Source organism: Aeromicrobium marinum DSM 15272, from assembly GCF_000160775.2.
In the GTDB taxonomy this organism is placed as follows: Bacteria; Actinomycetota; Actinomycetes; order Propionibacteriales; family Nocardioidaceae; genus Aeromicrobium; species Aeromicrobium marinum.
Window position 1 is genome coordinate 2404456 of the sequence record NZ_CM001024.1, and the last position, 19906, is coordinate 2424361.

The 19906-nt window shown below is 72.2% G+C and carries 17 protein-coding genes, 1 tRNA gene and 1 other RNA gene; 10 read left to right on the forward strand and 9 right to left on the reverse strand.

Annotated features, from left to right (window positions below; genetic code table 11):
• Positions 1 to 38: 38 nt before the first annotated feature.
• On the reverse strand, positions 39 to 2702 hold the full coding sequence (locus HMPREF0063_RS15890; RefSeq protein ID WP_007078996.1) for an aminodeoxychorismate synthase component I: 2664 nt from the start codon (positions 2700 to 2702) through the stop codon (positions 39 to 41).
• Complete coding sequence (locus tag HMPREF0063_RS12245; protein WP_007078997.1) at positions 2674 to 4713, reverse strand: DNA polymerase III subunit gamma and tau; 2040 nt, start codon at positions 4711 to 4713, stop codon at positions 2674 to 2676. Before HMPREF0063_RS12245 ends, HMPREF0063_RS15890 begins: the two co-directional genes overlap by 29 nt.
• A 75-nt stretch (positions 4714 to 4788) precedes the next feature.
• On the opposite strand from HMPREF0063_RS12245, the gene HMPREF0063_RS12250 reads away from it, so the two are divergent.
• A complete protein-coding gene (locus HMPREF0063_RS12250) occupies positions 4789 to 5754 on the forward strand; it encodes a threonine dehydratase (RefSeq protein ID WP_211208731.1) in 966 nt (321 codons plus the stop codon).
• A gap of 6 nt (positions 5755 to 5760) precedes the next feature.
• Here the strand turns inward: HMPREF0063_RS12250 and HMPREF0063_RS12255 are convergent, their stop codons facing one another.
• The 3 genes from HMPREF0063_RS12255 to HMPREF0063_RS12265 all read right to left on the reverse strand — a co-directional run bounded on the left by HMPREF0063_RS12255 (position 5761) and on the right by HMPREF0063_RS12265 (position 9177).
• A complete protein-coding gene (locus HMPREF0063_RS12255; protein ID WP_040320856.1) occupies positions 5761 to 7263 on the reverse strand; it encodes a fused MFS/spermidine synthase in 1503 nt (500 codons plus the stop codon).
• A gap of 36 nt (positions 7264 to 7299) precedes the next feature.
• Complete coding sequence (locus HMPREF0063_RS12260) at positions 7300 to 8109, reverse strand: lysyl oxidase family protein (protein ID WP_040320270.1); 810 nt, start codon at positions 8107 to 8109, stop codon at positions 7300 to 7302.
• A 75-nt stretch (positions 8110 to 8184) separates the two neighbouring features.
• The gene (locus HMPREF0063_RS12265) at positions 8185 to 9177 is read right to left on the reverse strand and encodes an alpha/beta hydrolase (RefSeq protein ID WP_040320857.1); all 993 of its coding nucleotides are present in this window, start codon (positions 9175 to 9177) and stop codon (positions 8185 to 8187) included.
• Positions 9178 to 9280: 103 nt separating this feature from the next.
• Between HMPREF0063_RS12265 and HMPREF0063_RS12270 the strand changes: the two genes are divergently transcribed.
• The gene (locus HMPREF0063_RS12270; protein ID WP_007079001.1) at positions 9281 to 10582 is read left to right on the forward strand and encodes a threonine/serine exporter family protein; all 1302 of its coding nucleotides are present in this window, start codon (positions 9281 to 9283) and stop codon (positions 10580 to 10582) included.
• 20 nt (positions 10583 to 10602) lie between these two features.
• On the opposite strand, the gene ffs is transcribed toward HMPREF0063_RS12270, so the two are convergent.
• Positions 10603 to 10699, reverse strand: an RNA gene (gene ffs, locus HMPREF0063_RS16065) — signal recognition particle sRNA small type.
• A gap of 60 nt (positions 10700 to 10759) precedes the next feature.
• Here ffs and HMPREF0063_RS12275 point away from each other — a divergent pair.
• From HMPREF0063_RS12275 to HMPREF0063_RS12305, 7 genes are all read left to right on the forward strand, one after another.
• A tRNA-Ser gene (locus tag HMPREF0063_RS12275) sits at positions 10760 to 10847 on the forward strand.
• A 430-nt stretch (positions 10848 to 11277) separates the two neighbouring features.
• The gene (locus tag HMPREF0063_RS12280) at positions 11278 to 12660 is read left to right on the forward strand and encodes an MFS transporter (protein WP_007079002.1); all 1383 of its coding nucleotides are present in this window, start codon (positions 11278 to 11280) and stop codon (positions 12658 to 12660) included.
• Between the two features lie 232 nt (positions 12661 to 12892).
• On the forward strand, positions 12893 to 14164 hold the full coding sequence (locus tag HMPREF0063_RS12285) for an HNH endonuclease signature motif containing protein (protein WP_007079003.1): 1272 nt from the start codon (positions 12893 to 12895) through the stop codon (positions 14162 to 14164).
• 30 nt (positions 14165 to 14194) lie between these two features.
• The gene (locus HMPREF0063_RS12290) at positions 14195 to 14911 is read left to right on the forward strand and encodes a spermidine synthase family protein (protein WP_007079004.1); all 717 of its coding nucleotides are present in this window, start codon (positions 14195 to 14197) and stop codon (positions 14909 to 14911) included.
• 234 nt (positions 14912 to 15145) lie between these two features.
• Positions 15146 to 16234, forward strand: coding sequence for a ferredoxin reductase (locus HMPREF0063_RS12295; protein WP_007079005.1), 1089 nt, complete (start codon positions 15146 to 15148; stop codon positions 16232 to 16234).
• A 40-nt stretch (positions 16235 to 16274) separates the two neighbouring features.
• Entirely contained in the window at positions 16275 to 17465 is a 1191-nt protein-coding gene (locus HMPREF0063_RS12300) for a fatty acid desaturase family protein (protein ID WP_007079006.1), read from the forward strand.
• The gene (locus HMPREF0063_RS12305; RefSeq protein ID WP_156794118.1) at positions 17462 to 17890 is read left to right on the forward strand and encodes a hypothetical protein; all 429 of its coding nucleotides are present in this window, start codon (positions 17462 to 17464) and stop codon (positions 17888 to 17890) included. Before HMPREF0063_RS12300 ends, HMPREF0063_RS12305 begins: the two co-directional genes overlap by 4 nt.
• Before the next feature lie 15 nt (positions 17891 to 17905).
• Here the strand turns inward: HMPREF0063_RS12305 and HMPREF0063_RS12310 are convergent, their stop codons facing one another.
• Positions 17906 to 18778, reverse strand: a complete 873-nt coding sequence (locus HMPREF0063_RS12310; protein ID WP_007079008.1) for an aldo/keto reductase — start codon at positions 18776 to 18778, stop codon at positions 17906 to 17908.
• A gap of 83 nt (positions 18779 to 18861) precedes the next feature.
• Here HMPREF0063_RS12310 and HMPREF0063_RS12315 point away from each other — a divergent pair, with 83 nt between their 5' ends.
• Positions 18862 to 19371: a metallophosphoesterase family protein gene (locus HMPREF0063_RS12315; protein WP_007079009.1), complete on the forward strand. Its 510-nt coding sequence runs from the start codon at positions 18862 to 18864 to the stop codon at positions 19369 to 19371.
• A gap of 10 nt (positions 19372 to 19381) precedes the next feature.
• On the opposite strand, the gene HMPREF0063_RS12320 is transcribed toward HMPREF0063_RS12315, so the two are convergent.
• Together HMPREF0063_RS12320 and HMPREF0063_RS16845 are read right to left on the reverse strand one after the other, a co-directional pair.
• Positions 19382 to 19561: a hypothetical protein gene (locus HMPREF0063_RS12320; protein WP_007079010.1), complete on the reverse strand. Its 180-nt coding sequence runs from the start codon at positions 19559 to 19561 to the stop codon at positions 19382 to 19384.
• 71 nt (positions 19562 to 19632) lie between these two features.
• Positions 19633 to 19906, reverse strand: a 274-nt coding sequence (locus HMPREF0063_RS16845; protein WP_007079011.1) for a hypothetical protein, incomplete at its 5' end; no start/stop codon positions are given.

Here is a 19906-nt window from a genome sequence, read left to right on the forward strand (position 1 = left end):
ACGTCTCGGCCGAGAGTAACATAGAGAGCGCTCGCTCGCTATGTTGTGCGGGAGAGGAACGTGGCCAGCATCTCGTGGCCGTGCCGGGTCAGGATCGACTCCGGGTGCATCTGCACCCCCTCGACCGGGTGCACCCGGTGCCGCAGGCCCATGACGACCCCTCCGGCCGTGCGTGCGGTGACCTCCAGCTCCGGCGGCACGCTGTCCGGATCGACGACGAGCGAGTGGTAGCGGGCCGCGACGAACGGGGACGGCAGGCCGGCGAAGACCCCCCGACCCTCGTGGTGCACCAGCGATGGTTTGCCGTGCACCACCCGGTCGGCCCGGACGACCTGGGCTCCGTGCACGGCAGCGACGACCTGGTGTCCGAGGCACACCCCGAGCGTCGGGGTCGTGGGGCCGAGCCGCCGGACCACGTCGGCGCTGATGCCGGCGTCGGCCGGTCCGCCGGGGCCGGGAGAGATCACGACGTGGGTGAGCTGCCCCGCCGCGCGGCGGGCGATCAGGTCGCCCACGTCGACCGCGTCGTTGCGCACCACGGTGGTGCCGGCGCCCAGCTCGCCCACGTACTGCACGAGGTTGTGCACGAACGAGTCGTAGTTGTCGATGAACAGCACCTGCGGCGGTGAGCCGGCCGTCCGCGGCGGCCGACCGCTCACCTCGGCCGCGACCCGTCCCGACCCGAGTCCGCGGTCACCGACCCGGCCGGCGAGGTGCGCGGTGAGCGGCCCCGGCGCCCACCGGCCGACCCCGTCGACCGAGGAGATGGGCACCACCCCGCGCAGCGCGTTGGCGACGAACACCTCGCTGGCCGCTGCGAGGTCGGCCGTGGTGAGGCGGTGCTGGTGCACCGGGATCGCCGAGGCCTGCAACGACTCCACGACCCGGGCCCGCATGGTGCCGGGCAGGATCCGCCCGTCGAGCGCCGGCGTGTGCACCCCGTCGTCGAGCACGCAGAAGACCGAGGCGCGGGCCGTCTCGAGCACGCTGCCGTCGTCGTCGATCAGCAGCAGGTCGCGCCCCGGCTCGACCGGTCCGAACGCGTCGCGGTCGCGCCACTTGTGCTGCCCCCACCCTCCGCCGACGATGCGGGGCCGCAGCGACCAGGTGGACGGCTCGGCGACCAGCGGGGCGACGGTCAGGCTGACCGCCACGTCACCCTGCCCGGGGACGGCGTCGATGCGCAGCCGGTGCCGACCCTGAAGTCCTGCGACCTTGCGTCGCACCGCCGCCTCGAGCCCGGGCCGCACGGTCCGCCCGTGCAGGGTGCGCACGCTGGCGTCGAGCCGGGCCAGATGGGCCTGGAGGTCGACGGCGCGGTCGTCGACCACCAGCAACGTCTCGAAGACGCCCGCACCGCGGTGGCGTGGTGGCGGGTCCGGTGGGTGGTCGGCAGGGGCCGGCGGGTCGACACCGAAGTCGGCCAGGCTGCCACCGATGGCCTCGACGAGCGGACGGGCCTTCACCAGACACTCGGCGAGCTCGGCCTCCGGGGTGGAGTCGGCCACGATCCCGCCGCCGACCCCGAGCCAGACGCGGTGACCGTCGCCGTCGGCAGCGAACTCGAAGGTGCGGATGGCCACGTTGAGCTCGAGTCCTGCCGCCGCGCTGACGTGGCCGATCGCACCGGTGTAGGCCTCGCGACCGGTGCTCTCGAGCTCGGCGACGATCGTCTGCGCGCTGACCTTCGGTGCCCCGGTGACCGACCCCGGCGGGAACGTGGCGCGCAACAGGGCCTCGTCGTCGACCCCCGGCACGAGGCGACCGACGACGTCGGACACCAGGTGCCACACCGCATGCCGTTCGGCCCGCGCGATCGCCGGGACCCGCACGGACCCCGGGACGCAGACCCGACCCAGGTCGTTGCGCATCAGGTCGACGATCATGACGTTCTCGGCCCGGTCCTTCGTCGACGCGACCAGCTCGGCCGGGTCGGTGTCAAGATGGGCCGTGCCCTTGATGGGCGACGTCAGCACCTCGTGCCCGGTCCTGCGCAGGAACAGCTCGGGCGAGAAGCTCGCGACCGCACCGCCGGGCCAGGCGACGTAGGCGGCGTAGGCGGGGGCCAGCCGGTCGACGCCGGCGCAGAACACGTCGAGCGGGTCACCCGTGAGCCGCGCGTCGAGCCGCAGGCACAGGTTGGCCTGGAAGATGTCCCCCGCGACGATCCGTTCGACCGTCGCCGCGACCGCCCGGCGGTGCGCGTCGGGCCCCGGGACCATCGCGAACTCCCCCACCGTGGTGGGGGCGCGGGTGGGCGTCTGCAGTGCCGGCAGCAGGTCGTCGACCCACCGTCGCAGCTCGTCCGGCGGACACAGACCCTCCGCCCACCAGACCCCGTCGGTGAGCCGCAGGACCCGGTCGTAGAAGCCCACGACCGCGTCGGGCTGGGGTACGGGCCGGGGCGGGGCGTCCGGCAACCGTTCGAGGTGGTGCCCCAACCGGTAGCCCCACCAGCCGATCCACCCCCCGCCGAAGGCCCCGGGCGAGGCCGGGCCCGGCAGGCTCACCTCGAACGCGTGTGCCGGGTCGAGCTCGGCCACCGGGTCCATCGCCACGAGCGCCTCGCCGTGGTGCCAGGCGCCCACCAGCGCGACCAGCCGCCGGCGTCCGCGCAGCGCGCGGAGGACGTCGGTGGCGTCCTGGCGCAGCTCGAGCCGCAGCCGGACCGGTTCAGCGGGAGCCGGGGTCGTTCTCGTCAATGACCTGGGCTCCGAGCTCACGGGACAGCAGCTGCTCGATGTCGGCGTCGGACTCCTGCAGCACCGGATCGCCCGGGTCGGCGGCGTCGTCGGTCTCCTCGCGGGTGGGTGCCGGACGGGTCATCGCCTCGCGGACCGAGTCCGGGGCCCGGCCCGTGGTGCGCGGCGCGGCCGGCTCGGCCGGAGCAGCCGGCGCGGAGGGTCGGATCTGGTCGCCCGCCGACGGGTCGACGATGGTCTCGATGCGCCAGGAGACGCCCAGCACCTCGTGAAGGGCCTTCTGGACGTACTCGTGCGACCGGCTGTTGGTGAACGACTCGCGGGCCCCGGCATTGACGAGCGCGATGGTGAGGACGTCACCGTCCAGCGCCGAGACGTGGGCGTTCTGACTGAGCAGGATCCACGCGAACCGGCGCAGACCCTGGACGACGGCGAGGACCTCGGGCCACAGGCGTCGGACGTCGGCCACGGTGAGGGACCCGGGCGCGGCGGCGGGGTCAGGGGTGGGGTCGGGCTCGGGGGTGGTTTCGGGCTCGGGGGTGGTTTCGGGCTCGGGGGTGGTTTCGGGCTCGGGGGTGGTTTCGGGCTCGGGGGTGGTTTCGGGCTCGGGGGTGGTTTCGGGCTCGGGGGTGGTTTCGAGGCCGCTCGTTCCTCGCGGCGCCTCAACCACCGGGGGCTCGGGCTCCGCCTCAACCACCGGGGGGTCGGGCTCGGGGGTGGGCTCGGGGGCGGGTGTGGTTTCGAGGCCGCTCGTTCCTCGCGGCACCTCAACCACCGGGGGGGCGGGCTGCGCCTCGACCGCCGGGGGGGCGGGCTGGGGTGCGGGGGCGGCGGGAGCCCCGCCGGCATCGAGGCGGCGTTCGATGCGGTCGAGCCGGGCGGCGTGGCCCTCACTCGTGTGGTCGGCACCGGGCACGAGGATGCGGGCGCACAACAGCTCCAGCAGCAGGCGCGGGGCCGTCGCCCCACGGAACTCCGTGAGGGCGGCGTCGATGTGGTCGGCGATCCGCACGAGCTCCGCGGGCCCGAACCCGGCAGCCTGCGCCTGCAGCCGCTCGGTGCGGTCGGCCGGCAGGTCGAGCAGCCCGACCTCGACGGCGGTCGGCACGGCCCGCAGCACCACGAGGTCTCGTAGCCGCTGGAGGAGATCCTCGGTGAACCGGCGCGGGTCCTGCCCGGACTCGATGACCTTGTCGACCACGCCGAACACCGTGCGCGCGTCGGTGGCGGCGAACGCGTCGACGATCTCGTCGAGCAACGAGTCCGGGGTGTACCCCAGCAGCTGGACGGCGAGGTCGTACGTGACCCCCTGCGGCCCCGCACCGCCGAGCAGCTGGTCGAGGACGCTGAGCGTGTCGCGCACCGAGCCGCCGCCCGCGCGCACCACCAGCGGCAGCGCGGCGGTGTCGAGGGTGACCTGCTCGGCGCTGCACAGCTGCAGCAGGTAGTCCCCGAGGGTCTTGGGCGGCACGAGCCGGAAGGGGTAGTGGTGGGTGCGCGACCGGATGGTGCCGATGACCTTGTCGGGCTCGGTGGTGGCGAAGATGAACTTGAGGTGCGGCGGCGGCTCCTCGACCAGTTTCAGCAGCGCGTTGAAGCCCTGCGGGGAGACCATGTGGGCCTCGTCGATGATGTAGACCTTGTACCGGCTGCTGACCGGGGCGAAGAACGCCCGCTCGCGCAGGTCGCGGGCGTCGTCGACACCACCGTGGCTGGCCGCGTCGATCTCGATGACGTCGACGCTGCCGGGTCCGCCGCGGGCGAGGTCGCGACAGCTCTGGCACTCGCCGCACGGGTCGGACACCGGAGCCTGCTCGCAGTTGAGGGCGCGGGCCAGGATGCGGGCGCTGGTGGTCTTGCCGCAGCCGCGCGGGCCGCTGAACAGGTAGGCGTGGTTGACCCGGTTGGCGGCGAGCGCGTGTCGCAGGGGGTCGGTGACGTGCTCCTGCCCGATGACCTCGGCGAAGGTCTCCGGCCGGTAGCGGCGGTACAGCGCGAGGGGGGCGTCCACCCCGGCAGCCTAGCGACCGGGACGGACAGGGCCCACCGCCCTGGTCCGGCCCCCGGCAGGGTCCACACTGGCGGGGTGAGCCTGGACCTGCCGACCCTGGACCGTGCCCGTGCCGTCGTGGCCCGGCACTTCGGACCCACTCCCCAGCACGAGTGGCCGCTGCTGGGCCGCGCCCTCGGCGCGACGGCGTGGGTCAAGCACGAGAACCAGACCCCCACCGGCGCGTTCAAGGTGCGCGGCGGCCTCGTCTACGTCGAGCGGTTGCGGCGGGAGCGACCCCGGGTCCGCGGCATCGTCTCGGCGACCCGTGGCAACCACGGACAGTCGCTCGCGTGGGCCGGCCGCCAGGCGGGCCTCGAGGTGGTCATCGTCGTGCCCCACGGCAACAGCCCCGACAAGAACGCCGCGATGGAGGCGTTCGGGGCCGAGCTGGTGGTGCACGGGCACGACTTCCAGGAGGCGGCCGAGCACTCCGCCGAGCTCGCGGCCGAGCGCGGACTCGAGGCCGTGCCCCCCTTCCATCCCGACCTCGTCGCCGGTGTCGCGACCTACGCCGCCGAGTTCCTCGTCGCGGCGCCCTTCGACACCGTCTACGTGCCGGTCGGGATGGGCTCGGGCATCAGCGGCCTGATCGCCGTGCGCGACCTGCTGGGCCTGCCGACCGAGATCGTCGGCGTCGTGAGCGAGGCGGCGCCGGCCACGGCGCGGTCCTTCGCCGCCGGCACCGTCACGCCGGCCGATGCGTCGACCTTCGTCGACGGGGTCGCGTGCCGCCGGCCCGACCCCACCGCCCTGGCCGTCATGGTGGCCGGAGCCGCGCGCATCGTCACCGTGTCCGAGGACCTCGCGGCCGACGCCATGCGCCTGGTCCTCGGCACCGTGCACCAGCTGCCCGAACCGGCGGGGTCGCTCGCCTTCGCCGGCGCGCTCGCCGAGACCGACCACATCGGCGGGTCGACCGTCGGCATGGTGCTGAGCGGCGGCAACTGCGACGCCGATCTCCTGCAGACGGTGCTGGCCGGCAGGACTCCGGCCGCCTGACCCGCGTCAGGCCACGGGGTACGGGGTCAGCAGCTGGTCGGTCGGGGCGCGGTCGTCGGTGAGGACCCGTGCGTCGCCGACCCAGGCCTGCAGGTCGGCCCCGGACACCAGCCGCCAGGGCACCTCCCGGTCGGCCAGCGCTGCCCGCATCGTCACGAGGTCGAGCGGCCGGTCGGAACCGACCACGACCATGTTGCCGCCGCCGCCGAACTCGAACACCTCGGGATCCGCGGCGATCGCCACGTGGTCGAACACCGCACCGATGGTCGCCACCTCGGCCCGCGCGAAGCCGAGCTCGCCGTAGTCGATCAGGTTGGCGACGTACGCGCCGTCGGGGTCGAGGACCCGGCGGACCTCGGCGATCGCCTCGACCGTCGTGAGGTGCCACGGCGGTGCGACGCCGCCGAACGCATCACCCACCACGAGCGCCCGGCTGTCGTCCGCGAGACGGCCGAGCCCCAGCCGCCCGTCCTCGACCCGCACCTGCAGGTCGGGTCCGGTGGCGAGGCCGAGCTGCTCGCGATCGATCCGCACGACGCCGGGATCGATCTCGGAGACCACGCTGCGCGAGCCCGGCCGGGTCGCGTCGAGCCAGCGCGGGACGGTGAGTCCGCCGCCCCCGAGGTGGTAGGCCTCGATCGGGTCGTCGGTGGGGTGCAACGTGTCGACGACGGCCGCCACGGCCCGCACGTACTCGAACTCCAGGTGGGTCGGATCCGCCAGGTCGACGTAGGAGTGGCGCAGCCCGTCGAGGACCAGGGTGCGACCGCTCTCCCGGTCGGGATCGACCTCGACCGAGGCGCAGTGGTAGGTGGTCTCGACGTCGCAGGCGTCGGGCGCCACCACGGCGGCCAGTCCCCCGACGAGGACGAGCGCCGCGGGCCCCAGTCCGAACCGCCAGCCCCGCACGGCCACCTCGACCACGGCCGCAGCGACCACCAGCAGACCCCCCAGACCCAGCAGGATCCCGGTGACCGGGACGCGGGAGATCAGGACGAAGCCGGTCAGGATGGTCCCGACGATCGCACCGGCGGTGCCGATGCCGGACAGCCGCCCCACGACCGAACCGGTGCGGGCCAGGTCGGTGAGGCGCAGCTTGGTGACCATCGGGGTGACCGCCGACAGCAACGACGCGGGCACGAGGATGGCGGCGGTCGCGACCATCAGCAGCAGCAGGTCGTCCCCGGAGGCGCCCGCCGACCGCAGCGCCACCGGGGTCACGGCGACGCCGACGCCGGAGACGGCGAGCAACGGTCCCAGGGCCCGCCGCGGGTCGACGCGGTCGGCGGCACGGCCGCCGCCCCACGAGCCGAGGGCGATCGCGGTGAGGGCGATCCCGATGACCAGCGTGCTGGTCTCCAGCGTCAGGCCCAGGTAGGGGGCCAGCAGCCGCAGGGCCACCAGCTCGACCACGAGCACGGCGGCCGACGACCCGAACACCAGCGCGACGGCCGCCCGGTCTCCCAGGCCGGCTGCGGGCAGCCCGGATGCGTCGGTCTCGTCGGTCACCACCCGATGATGACCGATCGACGGCGCCGATGCCGCTCAGACATCGGCGCAGGCCGCCGCGACGGTCGACGCGCCGGCCGTGTCGCCCTCGATCGAGACCGGGGTGACCGACGCGTTGTTGTCCTCGTCGGTCTCACGGACGAGGTCGAGCGGGTCCGCCGTCATCACCAGGCAGTAGGTGCCGTCGGCGAGGTCGGCGGGCAGCGGCATCACTTGGCCGTTGAGGTCGAAGTCGTACAGGTCGCCCCACCCGGGCGAGATGCCCTGCAGCGCGTCCCGCGAGCAGGCGCCGTAGGTGAGCCCGACGGTCAGCGGCTGGCCCGGCACCAGGTCGGTGTCGCGCAGGCAGAAGCTGACCTTGTCCTGCTCGATGACCGGCTCACCGTCGTCGGTGAACAGCTCGTAGCGGGCGCTGCCCTCGATGTGCCAGTGGTCGTGGTCGGCGTGGAACAGGCTGCACACTCCGCCGAAGCGTTCGGTCCGCACGTCGACGTCACGGGAGTACTCCCCGTCCTCGTCGACGTCGACCCGGACGTCCTGGCCGAACGAGCGCTCGCCGGCGGGGCAGGTGACCGCACCGTCGGGCACCAGCTCCAGCGGTCCCACCCCCACGTTCGCGAGGGTGGTGCCGAAGCGCAGCAGCCGCACCCCGGACGAGGTGTCCATCTGCACCGAGCTGGCCGGCAAGGTCGTCAGGTCCGGGAGCAGCAGACCGTCGTCGACCGGGGACCCCGATGCGGAGGCGGCGGACGGGGCGGACCCGGAGCCACCGGACGCGCCGCAGGCGGTCAGCAGCACGGCCACGGCGGCGACGGCGCATCGTCGGACGGGGGTCGAGATCGGCATGAGGGCTCCCGGGTCGCGATTCCCTTCGACCCTACGGGCGCCTGCCCAGCGTCGCGCGACGAGCGATCGAGCCGCTCAGGCCGTCGACGTCAGGGTGCCGGCGAGCCAGGCGTCGACGGCCGCGAACGCCGCCGCCCGCGGCTCGGGCAGCGAGAGGAAGACGTCGTGCCGGGCGTCCGGGATGGGCAGCGACGTGACCGCGTTGCCCAAGCAACCCGCCCAGCGGCCGATCTGCTGCACGTCGAGCACCGCGTCGGCGGTGTCGACCTCCTCGCGGTGCGACCGGGCGAAGTGCGTCTTGTCCGACCGCAGCACCAGGGACGGCACGCCCACGTCGAGCCCGCGGTGCAGCTGTGCGTGACCGTGCCGGATCGCCGTCATCCACCCGTAGGTGACCGGGAACCCGGTGACCGGCTTGAAGTCGAGGTCGAACGTCCACTCGCCGGCGTGACCGGCGTGCAGGCTGGTGCCGTAGGCGTCGGTCGGCGGGAGCTTGACGACGTCCTTGGGCCGGACCTTGGAGAACGCGCGGATCAGCTGGGTGCCGACGCTGCGCAGGAACGGGCCGCCCTGCAGGTCGAACCACGGGCTGTTGAGGATCAGCCCGTGGATGTCCAGCGCCGGGGTGCCGCCGGGCCGACGGTTGAGCCGGTCCAGCCACAGCGGCAGCACGAGTCCTCCGGTGGAGTGGCTGGCCAGGACGATCGGGGCTCCGGGGACCTCGTCACGGACGGTGAGGAGCGCGCGGTCGAGCTCGACGTCGTACATCGCGAGGTCGGACACGTAGTGCGGGGTCTGACCGGGGCGGCGGGACCGACCGCACTTGCGCAGGTCGAGGGCGTAGAACGCGTAACCTCGCTCGGCGAAGAAGTCGGCGACGTGGGTCTGGAAGAAGTAGTCGCTGAACCCGTGGACGTACAGCACCGCGCCGGTGACCTTGGCGCGCTTCGGACGCGTGCGGCGCACCAGCACCGCCTCGATCGGCCCCTCGCCGTCGGGATCCGTGCCGAGCGGGATCTCGGTGCGTTCGTAGCCACGACCCAGCAGGTCAGGGGTCCAGGCGGGCATGCGGTCTCCTCGGTCGGGATCGTCCGGCACGCATCCTACCGACGGGGGCGGGGCGGCCGGTCCGGGTTTGGCGCGCCGACCGGCGACCAGACACCATGGGCAGGTGAACGACGTCCGTGAGATCCGCAAGACCCTCGACCTCGCCCTGCGCGTGGGCGAGATGCTGTTGTCCAACGGCGCCGGCGCGGCCGACGTGACGGCGACGGCGTCGTCGATCGCGCACCACTACGGCCTCCGGCACGCCGTCATCGACGTGACCTTCACGACGCTCACGATCACCTACCAGCAGAGCTTCGACGACACGGCGTACTCGCTGACCCGCCACGTGACGCAGCGTGAGACCGACTTCGACGACCTGACCCGGGTGGACCACCTGGTCGGGGACGTCCTCGACGACCGCGTCGACCTCGACGAGGCCCGCAGCCAGATGATGCGGATCTCCTCGACCGGGCACTCCACCCCACGGTGGGCGATCACGGTCAGCTCGGGCGTCACCGGCGCCGGCATCGCTCTGCTCCTCGGAGGGGACTGGCTCGTGATGGTGATCGCCGCCGTCGCCGCCATGGGCATCGAGGTCCTGCAGCGCCGGCTCGCGCGGCTGCGGCTGCCGTTCTTCTACGCGCAGGTGGCGGGCGGCCTCTTCGCGTCGTCCTTGGCCGTGGGGGTCGCGGCGACCGACGTGCCGGTCAATCCGTCGCTGGTCATCTCGACCAGCATCGTGACGCTGCTCGCCGGTCTGGGCTTCATCGGCGCCATCCAGGACGCCCTGACCGGCTTCCCGCTCACTGCGGGCGCCCGGATCCTGGAGGTCATGCTGTCGACGACCGGCATCATCGTCGGGGTCAGCGGCGGCCTCACCGTCGGCGAGCTGCTGGGCGTCGACATCGCCGTCAACCCCGGCGCGGCCGCCCTGTCCGAGATCCCGCTCATGGTGGCGGGTGCTGCCGTGGCGGCGAGCGCGTTCGCCTTCTCGGCCTACTCCCCCCGGCGGGCGCTGCTGCCGATCGCGGTGGTGGGGGGCGCCGCCGCGGCGATCTTCCTGGTGCTGCTGGAGAGCGGCCTGGGTCGCGCCCAGCCCGCGGCCATCGCGGCGATCTTCATCGGCCTGGTCAGCTACACGCTGGCCGGGCGTCTGCGGGTGCCGCCGTTGGTGATCGTGGTGGCGACGATCGTGCCGCTGCTCCCGGGCCTGTCCATCTACCGCGCGCTGTCGCTGCTCGCGGCGGAGGACTTCACCGGCATCATCGCGATGATCACCGCAGTGGCAGTGGCGTTGTCGTTGGCGGCCGGCGCGATCCTCGGCGAGTACATCGCCCAGCCGCTGCGGGCCGAGGCCCGCAAGCTCGCTCCTCGCCTGTCCGGCCCGCGGCTGGTCGGACCGCTGCGGGCCCGCACCAAGCGCTGAGGCCTGAACGGGGCCGGGAATGCAAGGACCCCTCGCGCACCCGACAGAGGTCACTGACCCTTGCTGCCTTCCGGCCCTGGGGGAGTTGGGTGATGTGTCGCCGCGCGAGGGGCTGCCGCCAGCGTAGCGGGCGTCCCGGTGCGACCCAAGCCCGGCACGGCCGCTAGGCTCGTCCGCGGAGGATTCGCATAGTGGCCTAGTGCGCTCGCTTGGAAAGCGGGTTGAGTGAAAGCTCTCAGGGGTTCGAATCCCCTATCCTCCGCCAGACGTGGCAACGCCTCCAGCGCTCTTTGCTGGGGGCGTTGGTGCGTCCTACGGGCACAGTGGATTCGGGGAGGAGCGGCGAGGAACGAGCCGCGACGGAGTCCCCTATCCTCCGCTGCAACGCAAGGAGCCAGCACTGCTGGGCCGATCGGCCCGGTGTGCTGGTTTCTTCGCGTCCCGGCCCATGAGGGGGCGAAGCCTCCCCCACGTGCCATGGCCCTCCCGCTCCCGCTGGGGGTGACGTTTCGGCCCCTGATTCGACGATTTCGGGGCCGAAACGTCACTGCCAGCGGGTCTTCGCGGGAGCCGGCATGGTCGGGAATCGGGGACGAGACGTGAGGGTCCTGTGCAGATCCCGTCGGCGTCGGTGGTCCCGTCGGCACGGGCACGAACTACCGTCGGAGCGTCCCCGTGCCGTCGAGAGGCCCGCCATGTCCCTGCGTGACCCGGCACCCGTGCGCTCGCCGCGCGCGGCGCTGCTCGTGGCGGCCCTGGGCACCGTGCTGTCGCTGATCGCCTTCACGATGACGCTGGCCACGATCGGTCCGACCGGGTCCGACCTCGGTGCAGGGGTGTCCGGCCGGACCTGGATCCTCAGCTCGATGAGCATCGGTCTCGGTGCCGCCCTCCTGACCGCCGGCACCATCGCCGACGACGTGGGCCGTCGCCGCGCGTTCGTGGTCGGGCTCGCCGTGCTCGTCGCCGGGTCGCTCGCATGCGTGGTCACGTCGTCGGTCGTGGTGTTCGTCGCGGCACGGATCGTGCAGGGTGTCGGGTCCGCCGCCGTCATCGCCTCGAGCCTCGGGATCATCGCGCACGCGTTCCCTGCCGGTCCCGCACGGGCACGCGCCAGCGGCGTGTGGGGCGCCAGCGTCGGCACCGGCATCGCGATCGGACCGGTCCTCGCCGCTTCGCTCGACCAGGTGGTGAGCTGGCGGGCGGCCTACGCCGTGCTCGCCGTGGCCTCGGTCGCCGTGGGCGTCCTCGCCCTGGCACTCGTCGACGAGTCCCGGATGCTCGAACCCCGCGGGCTCGACCTGGGAGGTGCCGCGCTGCTCGCCCTGGCGGTGAGCAGCTTCCTGGCAGCCCTGGTCGAAGGACGGTCGGGATGGGACCGACCGGTGGTCGTCGGCCTCGCCCTGGCGAGCGCCGCGCTCCTCGCCGGCTTCGCCGTGGTCGAGCACCGCAGCACCAGTCCCATGATCGAGCTGTCCCTGCTCACGCATCCCCCCTTTCTCGCGGCGACGGTGGCCGCAGGCGTGACGGGTGGCGGCATCATCGCCCTGATGTCGTACCTGCTCGGCTTCCTGGAGGCCGCGCTCGGCATCACCCCGCTCGAGGCGGCACTCCTCCTGCTCGCGTGGTCGGTCACCAGCGTGGTCACCGCACTGCTCGCCCGCCGCATCCCCCCGAGGTTCCCCGGTCGGGTCCAGCTCGCCATCGGTCTGCTCGTCGTCGCCTGCGGACAGCTCACGCTCACCGGCGTGCGGGCCGACTCGACCTGGCTGCACTTCCTGCCCGGCCTCCTGGTGGCCGGAGTGGCATCGGGAGTCGTGAATGCGGCACTGGGCCGCGAGGCCGTGGCGAGCGTGCCCCCGGGCCGCGGCGGGATGGGCAGCGGCGCCAACAACACCGCGCGCTACGTGGGATCGGCCGTGGGGGTCACGGTCGTGGCCGTCGTGGCGGCACGACCGGGACCGGGATCACCCGTCGACGACCTGATCAGCGGCTGGAACGTCGCCGTCGTGGTCACCGCCGCGGTGTCGCTGGTGGGGGCCGCGGTGGTGCTGGCGTGCCGGCCCCGTCGCGCCTGAGGTGCCGCTCCTGTGGTTTCGAGGCTCGCAGGCTCGCACCTCAACCACCGAGGGCTCGGGCCAGGGATGGGGCGCCCAGGCTCGCACCTCAACCACCGGGGGGCCGGCTCGGGGGCGGGTCGGTGGTTGAGGTGCGACGAGCTCTGCGAGGAGCCTCGAAACCACCACACTTCCAGCAAGAATTCCCGCCCGACCTCTGGTCATCGAACGCGTGTTCGAGTACAATGGATGCATGGACTCGGGGACCATCGTCGACACGCTTCGCACCGTTGCCGGTGCGTTGAGCGGAGGCGACGACCGCGAGGTGCTGGTCGCGATCCAGACCGCGCAGGACGCGCTGGACGCAGCCAAGGTCCACCACCTGGCCGCCCTGCAGCGCTCGGCGGGTCACGAGCTGGACGGCGCATCGGCCATGACGACCTGGACGCGCCGGCACCTGCGGTTGCCGGCGCTGACCACCCGGCAGCTCCTGGCCGCCGAGGCCACCCTGCGGGAGCTGCCCGCGGTCGCTGCTGCCGCCGAGGCGGGACGGATCCGGGTCGAGCACGTCGCGGTGTTCACCTACGGCATCCGCCACATCGGCCGCCAGATCATCGTCGAGGCCGAGCCGTGGCTGCTCGACGTCGCCCTCGCCTGTGAGCCGGTCGAGCTCCGCAGGGTCATGCGGCAGCTGCGCGAGGCCGTGTTCCCCGACCAGCTCGACCAGGCATGGGCCGACGGCATGGACAAGGAGGACCTCACCGTCAGCCCGGTCCCGATGGGCTGGCACGTCAACGGATTCCTCTCCACCGTCACCGGCGCCAAGCTGAAGGCCGTCCTCGACTCCATTGCCGCCCCCACCGACGCCGAGGACACCCGCACCGGACCCGAACGACGCGTCGACGCCCTCGACACCCTGCTGTCCACGGTCCTCGACGCAGGACTCCCGTCGGACAAGGGCATCCGACCCCACCTGTCGGTGATCGTGGGTGCGGACACTCTCGCCGGCGCCGGCAGTCCCGCGAGACTGGCTGGCTTCGACTCCATCGGTCCCCAACTCCTGTCCTACCTGGGCTGCGTTTCCGACGTCACCGGCATCCTCGCTTCCGGCGACGGCGAACTCCCCCAGGCGCGGATCCTGAACGTGGGCCGCACCCAGAGGCTCGCGACACTCAAGCAACGCCGGGCGATCATCGCCCGCCAGGACGGCGTCTGCGCCGCACCCGGGTGCACGAACACGCATCTCGAGATCCATCACAGCACCTGGTGGGAACACGGCGGCCGTACCGATCTCGACGAGATGATCGGACTCTGCGTCCGATGCCATCACCTCGTCCACCGCGAGCTCCTGCGGGTCACGCCCGACGGGCGGGGCCAGTTCGACTTCACCACCCGGGACCACCGACCTGCACGCCGCGCGTATCGCCAACGTCTTGCCGCACACCGTGAGACCACCCGCATCCGTCGCACCCTCGCCGGCATCCAGGCCCGCCGAGCCACCCACGACGCGCCACTGCGCGTCTGAACCGGCTGCTCGCGGCCTAGGCTGCACCCCGTGGCACTGTTCCGTGAGCTCGACTTCCGGCCGACCCCGATGGGCGACCTGGTGCTGCGTGAACGCTTCGACGTGACCGCCCAGCAGGACATCATCGAGATCAAGCTGGGCGACGAGTTCCTGATGTCGAGCCTGTTCACCGTCTCCGAGACGGCTCTCGGCCATCTCGCCATGGCCGACACCCGCGGCGAGCGGATCGACGTCGTCGTGGGCGGGCTCGGCCTCGGGTACACCGCCCTGGCCGTGCTGGAGGATCCGCGGGTGGCCGAGCTGGTCGTGGTCGACGCCCTCCCCGAGGTCATCGAGTGGCACGAGCGGCACCTGATCCCCGCCGGCATCATCCTGACCGCCGACGATCGCTGCCGACTGGTGCACGCGGACTTCTTCGCCGGCCTCCGCGACGGCGGCGAGCTGGACCCCGACCGGCCCGGGCGCCGGTGGGACGCGATCGTCGTCGACATCGACCACACCCCCGGCCACCACCTGCACCCCAGCCACGCCGACCTCTACGACACCGCGGGCCTGGGCCGGGTCGCCGCCCGCCTGCACCCCGGTGGCGTGTTCGCCCTGTGGTCCAACGACCCGCCCGACGACAGCTTCACCGCCGTCCTCGCCGCAGCCTTCCACGAGGCACGGGCCGAGCTGATCACCTTCCACAACCCGCTCCAGGGTCGCGACGCGACCGCCTCGGTCTACCTCGCCCGCACGCCCTCGTGAGGCCTGATCCCACAGCGTGACGAACGCCACAGGCCTTTCGGCGTGTGCCGAAGTCCATCCCGCGTCATCACCTCGCGGGATGCTTGCGCAGGTCAGAGGCCATGCGCTGGCGCGCCAGTGGTTTCCGCCACATGATGAGGGGACGGTCGACATGACGGCGGTCACGACACCGCCGCCTTGTGCAGCAGGCGATCGGATGTAACAGTCGGTTACACGACGGACACCGGAGGCATCGTGACAGCACCACTCATCGAGCGGTCGGCGGCACTGCGGAGGCTTCGAGCCCTCGGCAAGGCGATGACCACACCCCTGTCGCCCGACGACTACCTCGCCCTGATCAACCCCCTGTGGTCGCAGCGCGAGCTGCGCGGACGGGTGGAGAAGGTCGTGGCCGAGACCGAACGCGCCGCCACGCTGGTCATCCGGCCGGGCTGGGGCTGGACGTTCGACCACGCCCCCGGCCAGTACATCGGCATCGGCGTCGAGATCGACGGCAAGTTCCACTGGCGTTCGTACTCGCTGTCGTCGCCTCCGTTGGTCGAGGGCAAGACCGTGAGCATCACCGTCAAGGCGATGCCGGAGGGCTTCCTGTCCGACCACCTCGTCAACGGCCTCGAGCCGGGGACGATCGTGCGGCTCGCCGCCCCCCAGGGTGACTTCACCGTCCCCGACCCGCCGCCGGAAAAGATGCTGTTCGTCGTCGGCGGCAGCGGCATCACGCCCGTCATGTCGATCCTGCGCACCCTCGACCGGCGCGACCAGATGCCCGACGCGACGCTCGTGTACTCCGCCACCAGCGAGGAGGACATGATGTTCCTCTACGAGCTGCGGGTGCTCGCGCTGCGCTACCCGGGCTTCACGTTCCACGAGCGCTTCACCGACACCGACGGCATGTTCACCGCCGACCAGCTCGACGAGGCCGTGCCCGACTGGCGCGAACGCACCACCTGGGCCTGCGGGCCCGGCCCGATGCTGGACGCGTTCACCGAGCACTACGCCGAGCAGGGTCTGGAGAAGCAGATCCACGTCGAGCGCTTCACCCTCAACGTGGCCAGCGGCGGCGACGCCGGCGGCACCGCGACCTTCGGCGTGGGTGGTCCCACCGTCGAGGTCGACGGTGCCACCACGCTGCTGGAGGCCGGCGAGCGGGCCGGCGTCAACATGCTCTACGGCTGCCGCATGGGCATCTGTCACACCTGCGACGTTCCCCTCGCCTCGGGGCGGGTACGTGACCTCCGCAGCGGCGACGAGCACGGCGAGCCCGGCGAGTACATCCAGACCTGCATCTCGGTCGCCGTCGGCGACTGCACGCTGTCCGTCTGACCACCGAACCCTTCCGACCACCCGTACCAAGGAGCACCCCATGGCCTTCGCCGATGTCCGCGAGTACACCCACCTGACCGACGACGAGGTCGAGGCGATCGGTCGCGAGCTCGACGAGATCCGCGCCGAGGTCGAGGCCTCGCGCGGCCAGCCCGACCGCGACTACATCCTGCGGGTCATCACCCTGCAGCGCCGGCTGGCCGCAGCCGGTCGCATCACCCTGTTCGCCAGCTTCTTCCCCCCGGCCTGGCTGCTGGGCACCGCGCTGCTCGGCTCGGCCAAGATCCTGGAGAACATGGAGCTGGGCCACAACGCCATGCACGGCCAGTGGGACTGGATGAACGACCCCGAGATCCACTCCAGCAACTGGGAGTGGGACACCACGCAGCCCGCCGAGCAGTGGAAGCACTCGCACAACTACATCCACCACCAGTTCACGAACGTGCTCGGCCACGACAACGACATCGGCTACGGCATCCTGCGGATGAGCCGCGACCAGAAGTGGACGCCGTACAACCTGGGTCAGCCGGTCTACAACGCCTTGCTGGCGCTGTTCTTCGAGTGGGGCGTGGCCCTGCACGACCTCGACATCGAGGCGATCCGCAAGCGCGAGAAGGACCCCAAGCTGCTCAAGAAGCAGCTCAAGCAGATCGGCAACAAGGTCGGCAAGCAGTCGCTCAAGGACTACGTGATCTACCCCGCGTTGACCGGTCCGTTCTTCCTGCAGACGCTCACGGCCAACTTCACGGCCAACATCATCCGCAACCTGTGGACCTACGGGATCATCTTCTGCGGCCACTTCCCCGACGGTGCGGTGCACTTCACCGAGGAGGAGCTGGAGGACGAGACCCGCGCCGAGTGGTACCTGCGGCAGATGCTCGGATCGGCCAACTTCGAGGGCGGCAAGCTCCTGCACATCATGAGCGGCCAGCTGGGCTACCAGATCGAGCACCACCTGTTCCCCGACCTGCCCAGCAACCGCTACGCGCAGATCTCGGTCAAGGTGAAGGACATCTGCAAGCGCTACGACATCCCCTACACCACCGGCCCGCTGTACAAGCAGTACGGACAGACCTTCCGCACGATCATGAAGCTGTCGCTGCCGAACAAGCGCACCACGGAGAACGAGGCACCCACCTCGCCGCGGGCGAAGCGTCGCCTGCGTGACGACGAGCGGCCCACGCGTCGCTCCGAGCTCGGCAAGTGGTCGGGCGCCGCCTCGACGGCGTGACCGCGATGACCCAGGTGCTCGCGGGGCGACCGATGGCCGGCGGCCTGCCGGTGCCGTTCGCCTGCGAGGACGACGGCGGGGCGCTCGACCACTCCCGGGTGGTCAAGCGCCGCGCCATCCGCTGCGCCCTGAGCCGGGTCTGCGGCATCTGCGGCGATCCGCTGACCCGACCGGTCACGTTCATCGGGGCCGAGGAGGAGCACGACCTCGGCCTGTACGTCTTTCCCCCGACGCACCTGTCGTGCGCCGAGGAGGCACTGGCGCTGTTCGTCCCGATCGGTGGGCGGCACCTCGGTCAGTCCGAACCGCCGCTGACGTGGGTGCTGCAGACGACCGGCGGGTTCGACCTGGTCCGACCGTCGCGCCGCGGCGGGATCGTGCAGTTCCGGCCGAACTCGGTCATCGACACCCGCCGCATCGACTGAACCGCCCGGCGCCGGTCAGGCGACGGCGTCGAGCGCCTCGAACTGCTCGTCGGTGAGCTCGATCGACGCGGCACCGAGGTTGTCCTCCAGGTGCGCGACGCTCGACGTCCCGGGGATGGGCAGCACCACGGGTGAGCGCCGCAGCAGCCAGGCCAGGGCCAGCTGCGACGGCGTCGCCCCGTGCTCGCGGGCGAGGTCGGCCAGCGGTCCGCCGTCCTCGACCAGTCCGCCGGTCGCGAGCGGGAACCACGGGATGAAACCGATGCCGTTCTCGGTGCAGTGGTCGAGCAGCGGTTCGGCGTCGCGTGCCGTGAGGTTGAAGAGGTTCTGCACCGACACGATCTCGGCGGTGCGCTCCGCCTCCAGCAGCTGGTCGATCCCGACCTCGCTGAGGCCGATGTGGCGGACCTTGCCGGCATCCTGCAGATCCTTGAAGGCGCCCACCTGCTCGGCGATCGGGACCTCACCGTCGATCCGGTGCAGCTGGATGAGGTCGATGCGGTCGACGCCGAGCCGGCGCAGGCTCAGCTCGACCTGCTGCTTGAGGTAGGCCGGCCGCCCGACCGGCACCCACTCGCCCGGCCCGGTGCGCGTCAGGCCGGCCTTGGTCGCAATCACGACGTCGTCGCGGTACGGGTGCAGGGCCTCGCGGATGATCTCCTCGGACACGTTCGGGCCGTAGGAGTCGGCGGTGTCGATGAAGGTCACGCCCAGCTCGACGGCCCGCCGCAGCACGGCCACCGCGGCCGCGCGGTCACGCGGCTCGCCCCAGACCCCGTCGCCGGTGATCTGCATCGCGCCGTAGCCGAGCCGGGTGACCGGCAGGTCACCGCCCAGCAGGAACGTGCCCGATCCGGAGGCGTGGGGTGCGGCGGGGGTGGCGGTCATACGAGCTCCTCGGGTCGGCGGGGTACGTCGGGGTCAACACCGCTCGCCCGACGCTATTCCGCCCGGGACGGCACGATGGACTCATGAGCGATGCCGACGTGCTGCGCGTGGCCGTGCTGGCCGACACCCACGCACCCCGCTTCTGGAAGGGGTGCCCGCCGGCGGTCGCGGAGCACCTGGACGCGGTCGACCTGATCCTGCACGCCGGCGACGTGTGCACCCCGGACGTGCTGGACGAGCTGCGCGAGTTCGCGCCGGTCCACGTGGTCCAGGGCAACAACGACGGTCCGGACGTGGCCGCCTGGGGTGCACCGGAGACGCTCGAGGTCGAACTGGCCGGCGTGCCGGTCGCGATGATCCACGACAGTGGTGCCGCCGCGGGCCGCACCGGCAGGATGCGCCGGCGCTTCCCCGGTGCGCGTCTCGTGGTGTTCGGCCACTCCCACATCCCGTGGGACACCGAGGCCGACGGTCAGCGACTGTTCAACCCCGGTTCGCCCACCGACAAGCGCCGGCAACCCCACCGGACACTGGGCCGGCTCGAGGTCACCGACGGCCGGATCCGCCGGCTCGACGTGGTCGAGCTCGACTGAGGGCCGGCTGTCAGGCGGCGTCGCCCGAGGAGCGCAGCGCCGGGGGACCCAGCACCGACTGCTTGACCAGGTCGTAGGCCTCGGCCACACCGACCAGGGCCCGCTCGGACGCCTCGACCCAGTCGTGCCCGTCGGCCAGGTGGCGCTGCAACAGGGCCAGGTAGAGCGAGGGTCGATCGGGGCGTGCCATGGGTCGAGGTTACGCCGAAACCGGACCGACATCAGGCGTTGCCCCCGGCGAGTGGCGGGTGGGTGGCGGTTTCACCGACGCCGGCGGCCGAAGATCGCCTTGACGATCTCGCGGGCGGCGGTCCGACCGGCCTCGGTGGCGATCCGCTCGACCCCGGAGGTCGACGACCGCGACCGACGCCGCCGCCCTCCACCACCCTTCGCGATGCGGTCGGCCTCGGCGGCGATACGGTCGGCCTCCTCGACCTCCCACTGCCGGGCGGTCTCCTCGGCCGTCAGGTCCGGCGCCGGTCCGGCCGGCGCGGGCGGAGCCGGCGGCGCGGCCGGTGCAGCCTCGTAGCGGGCC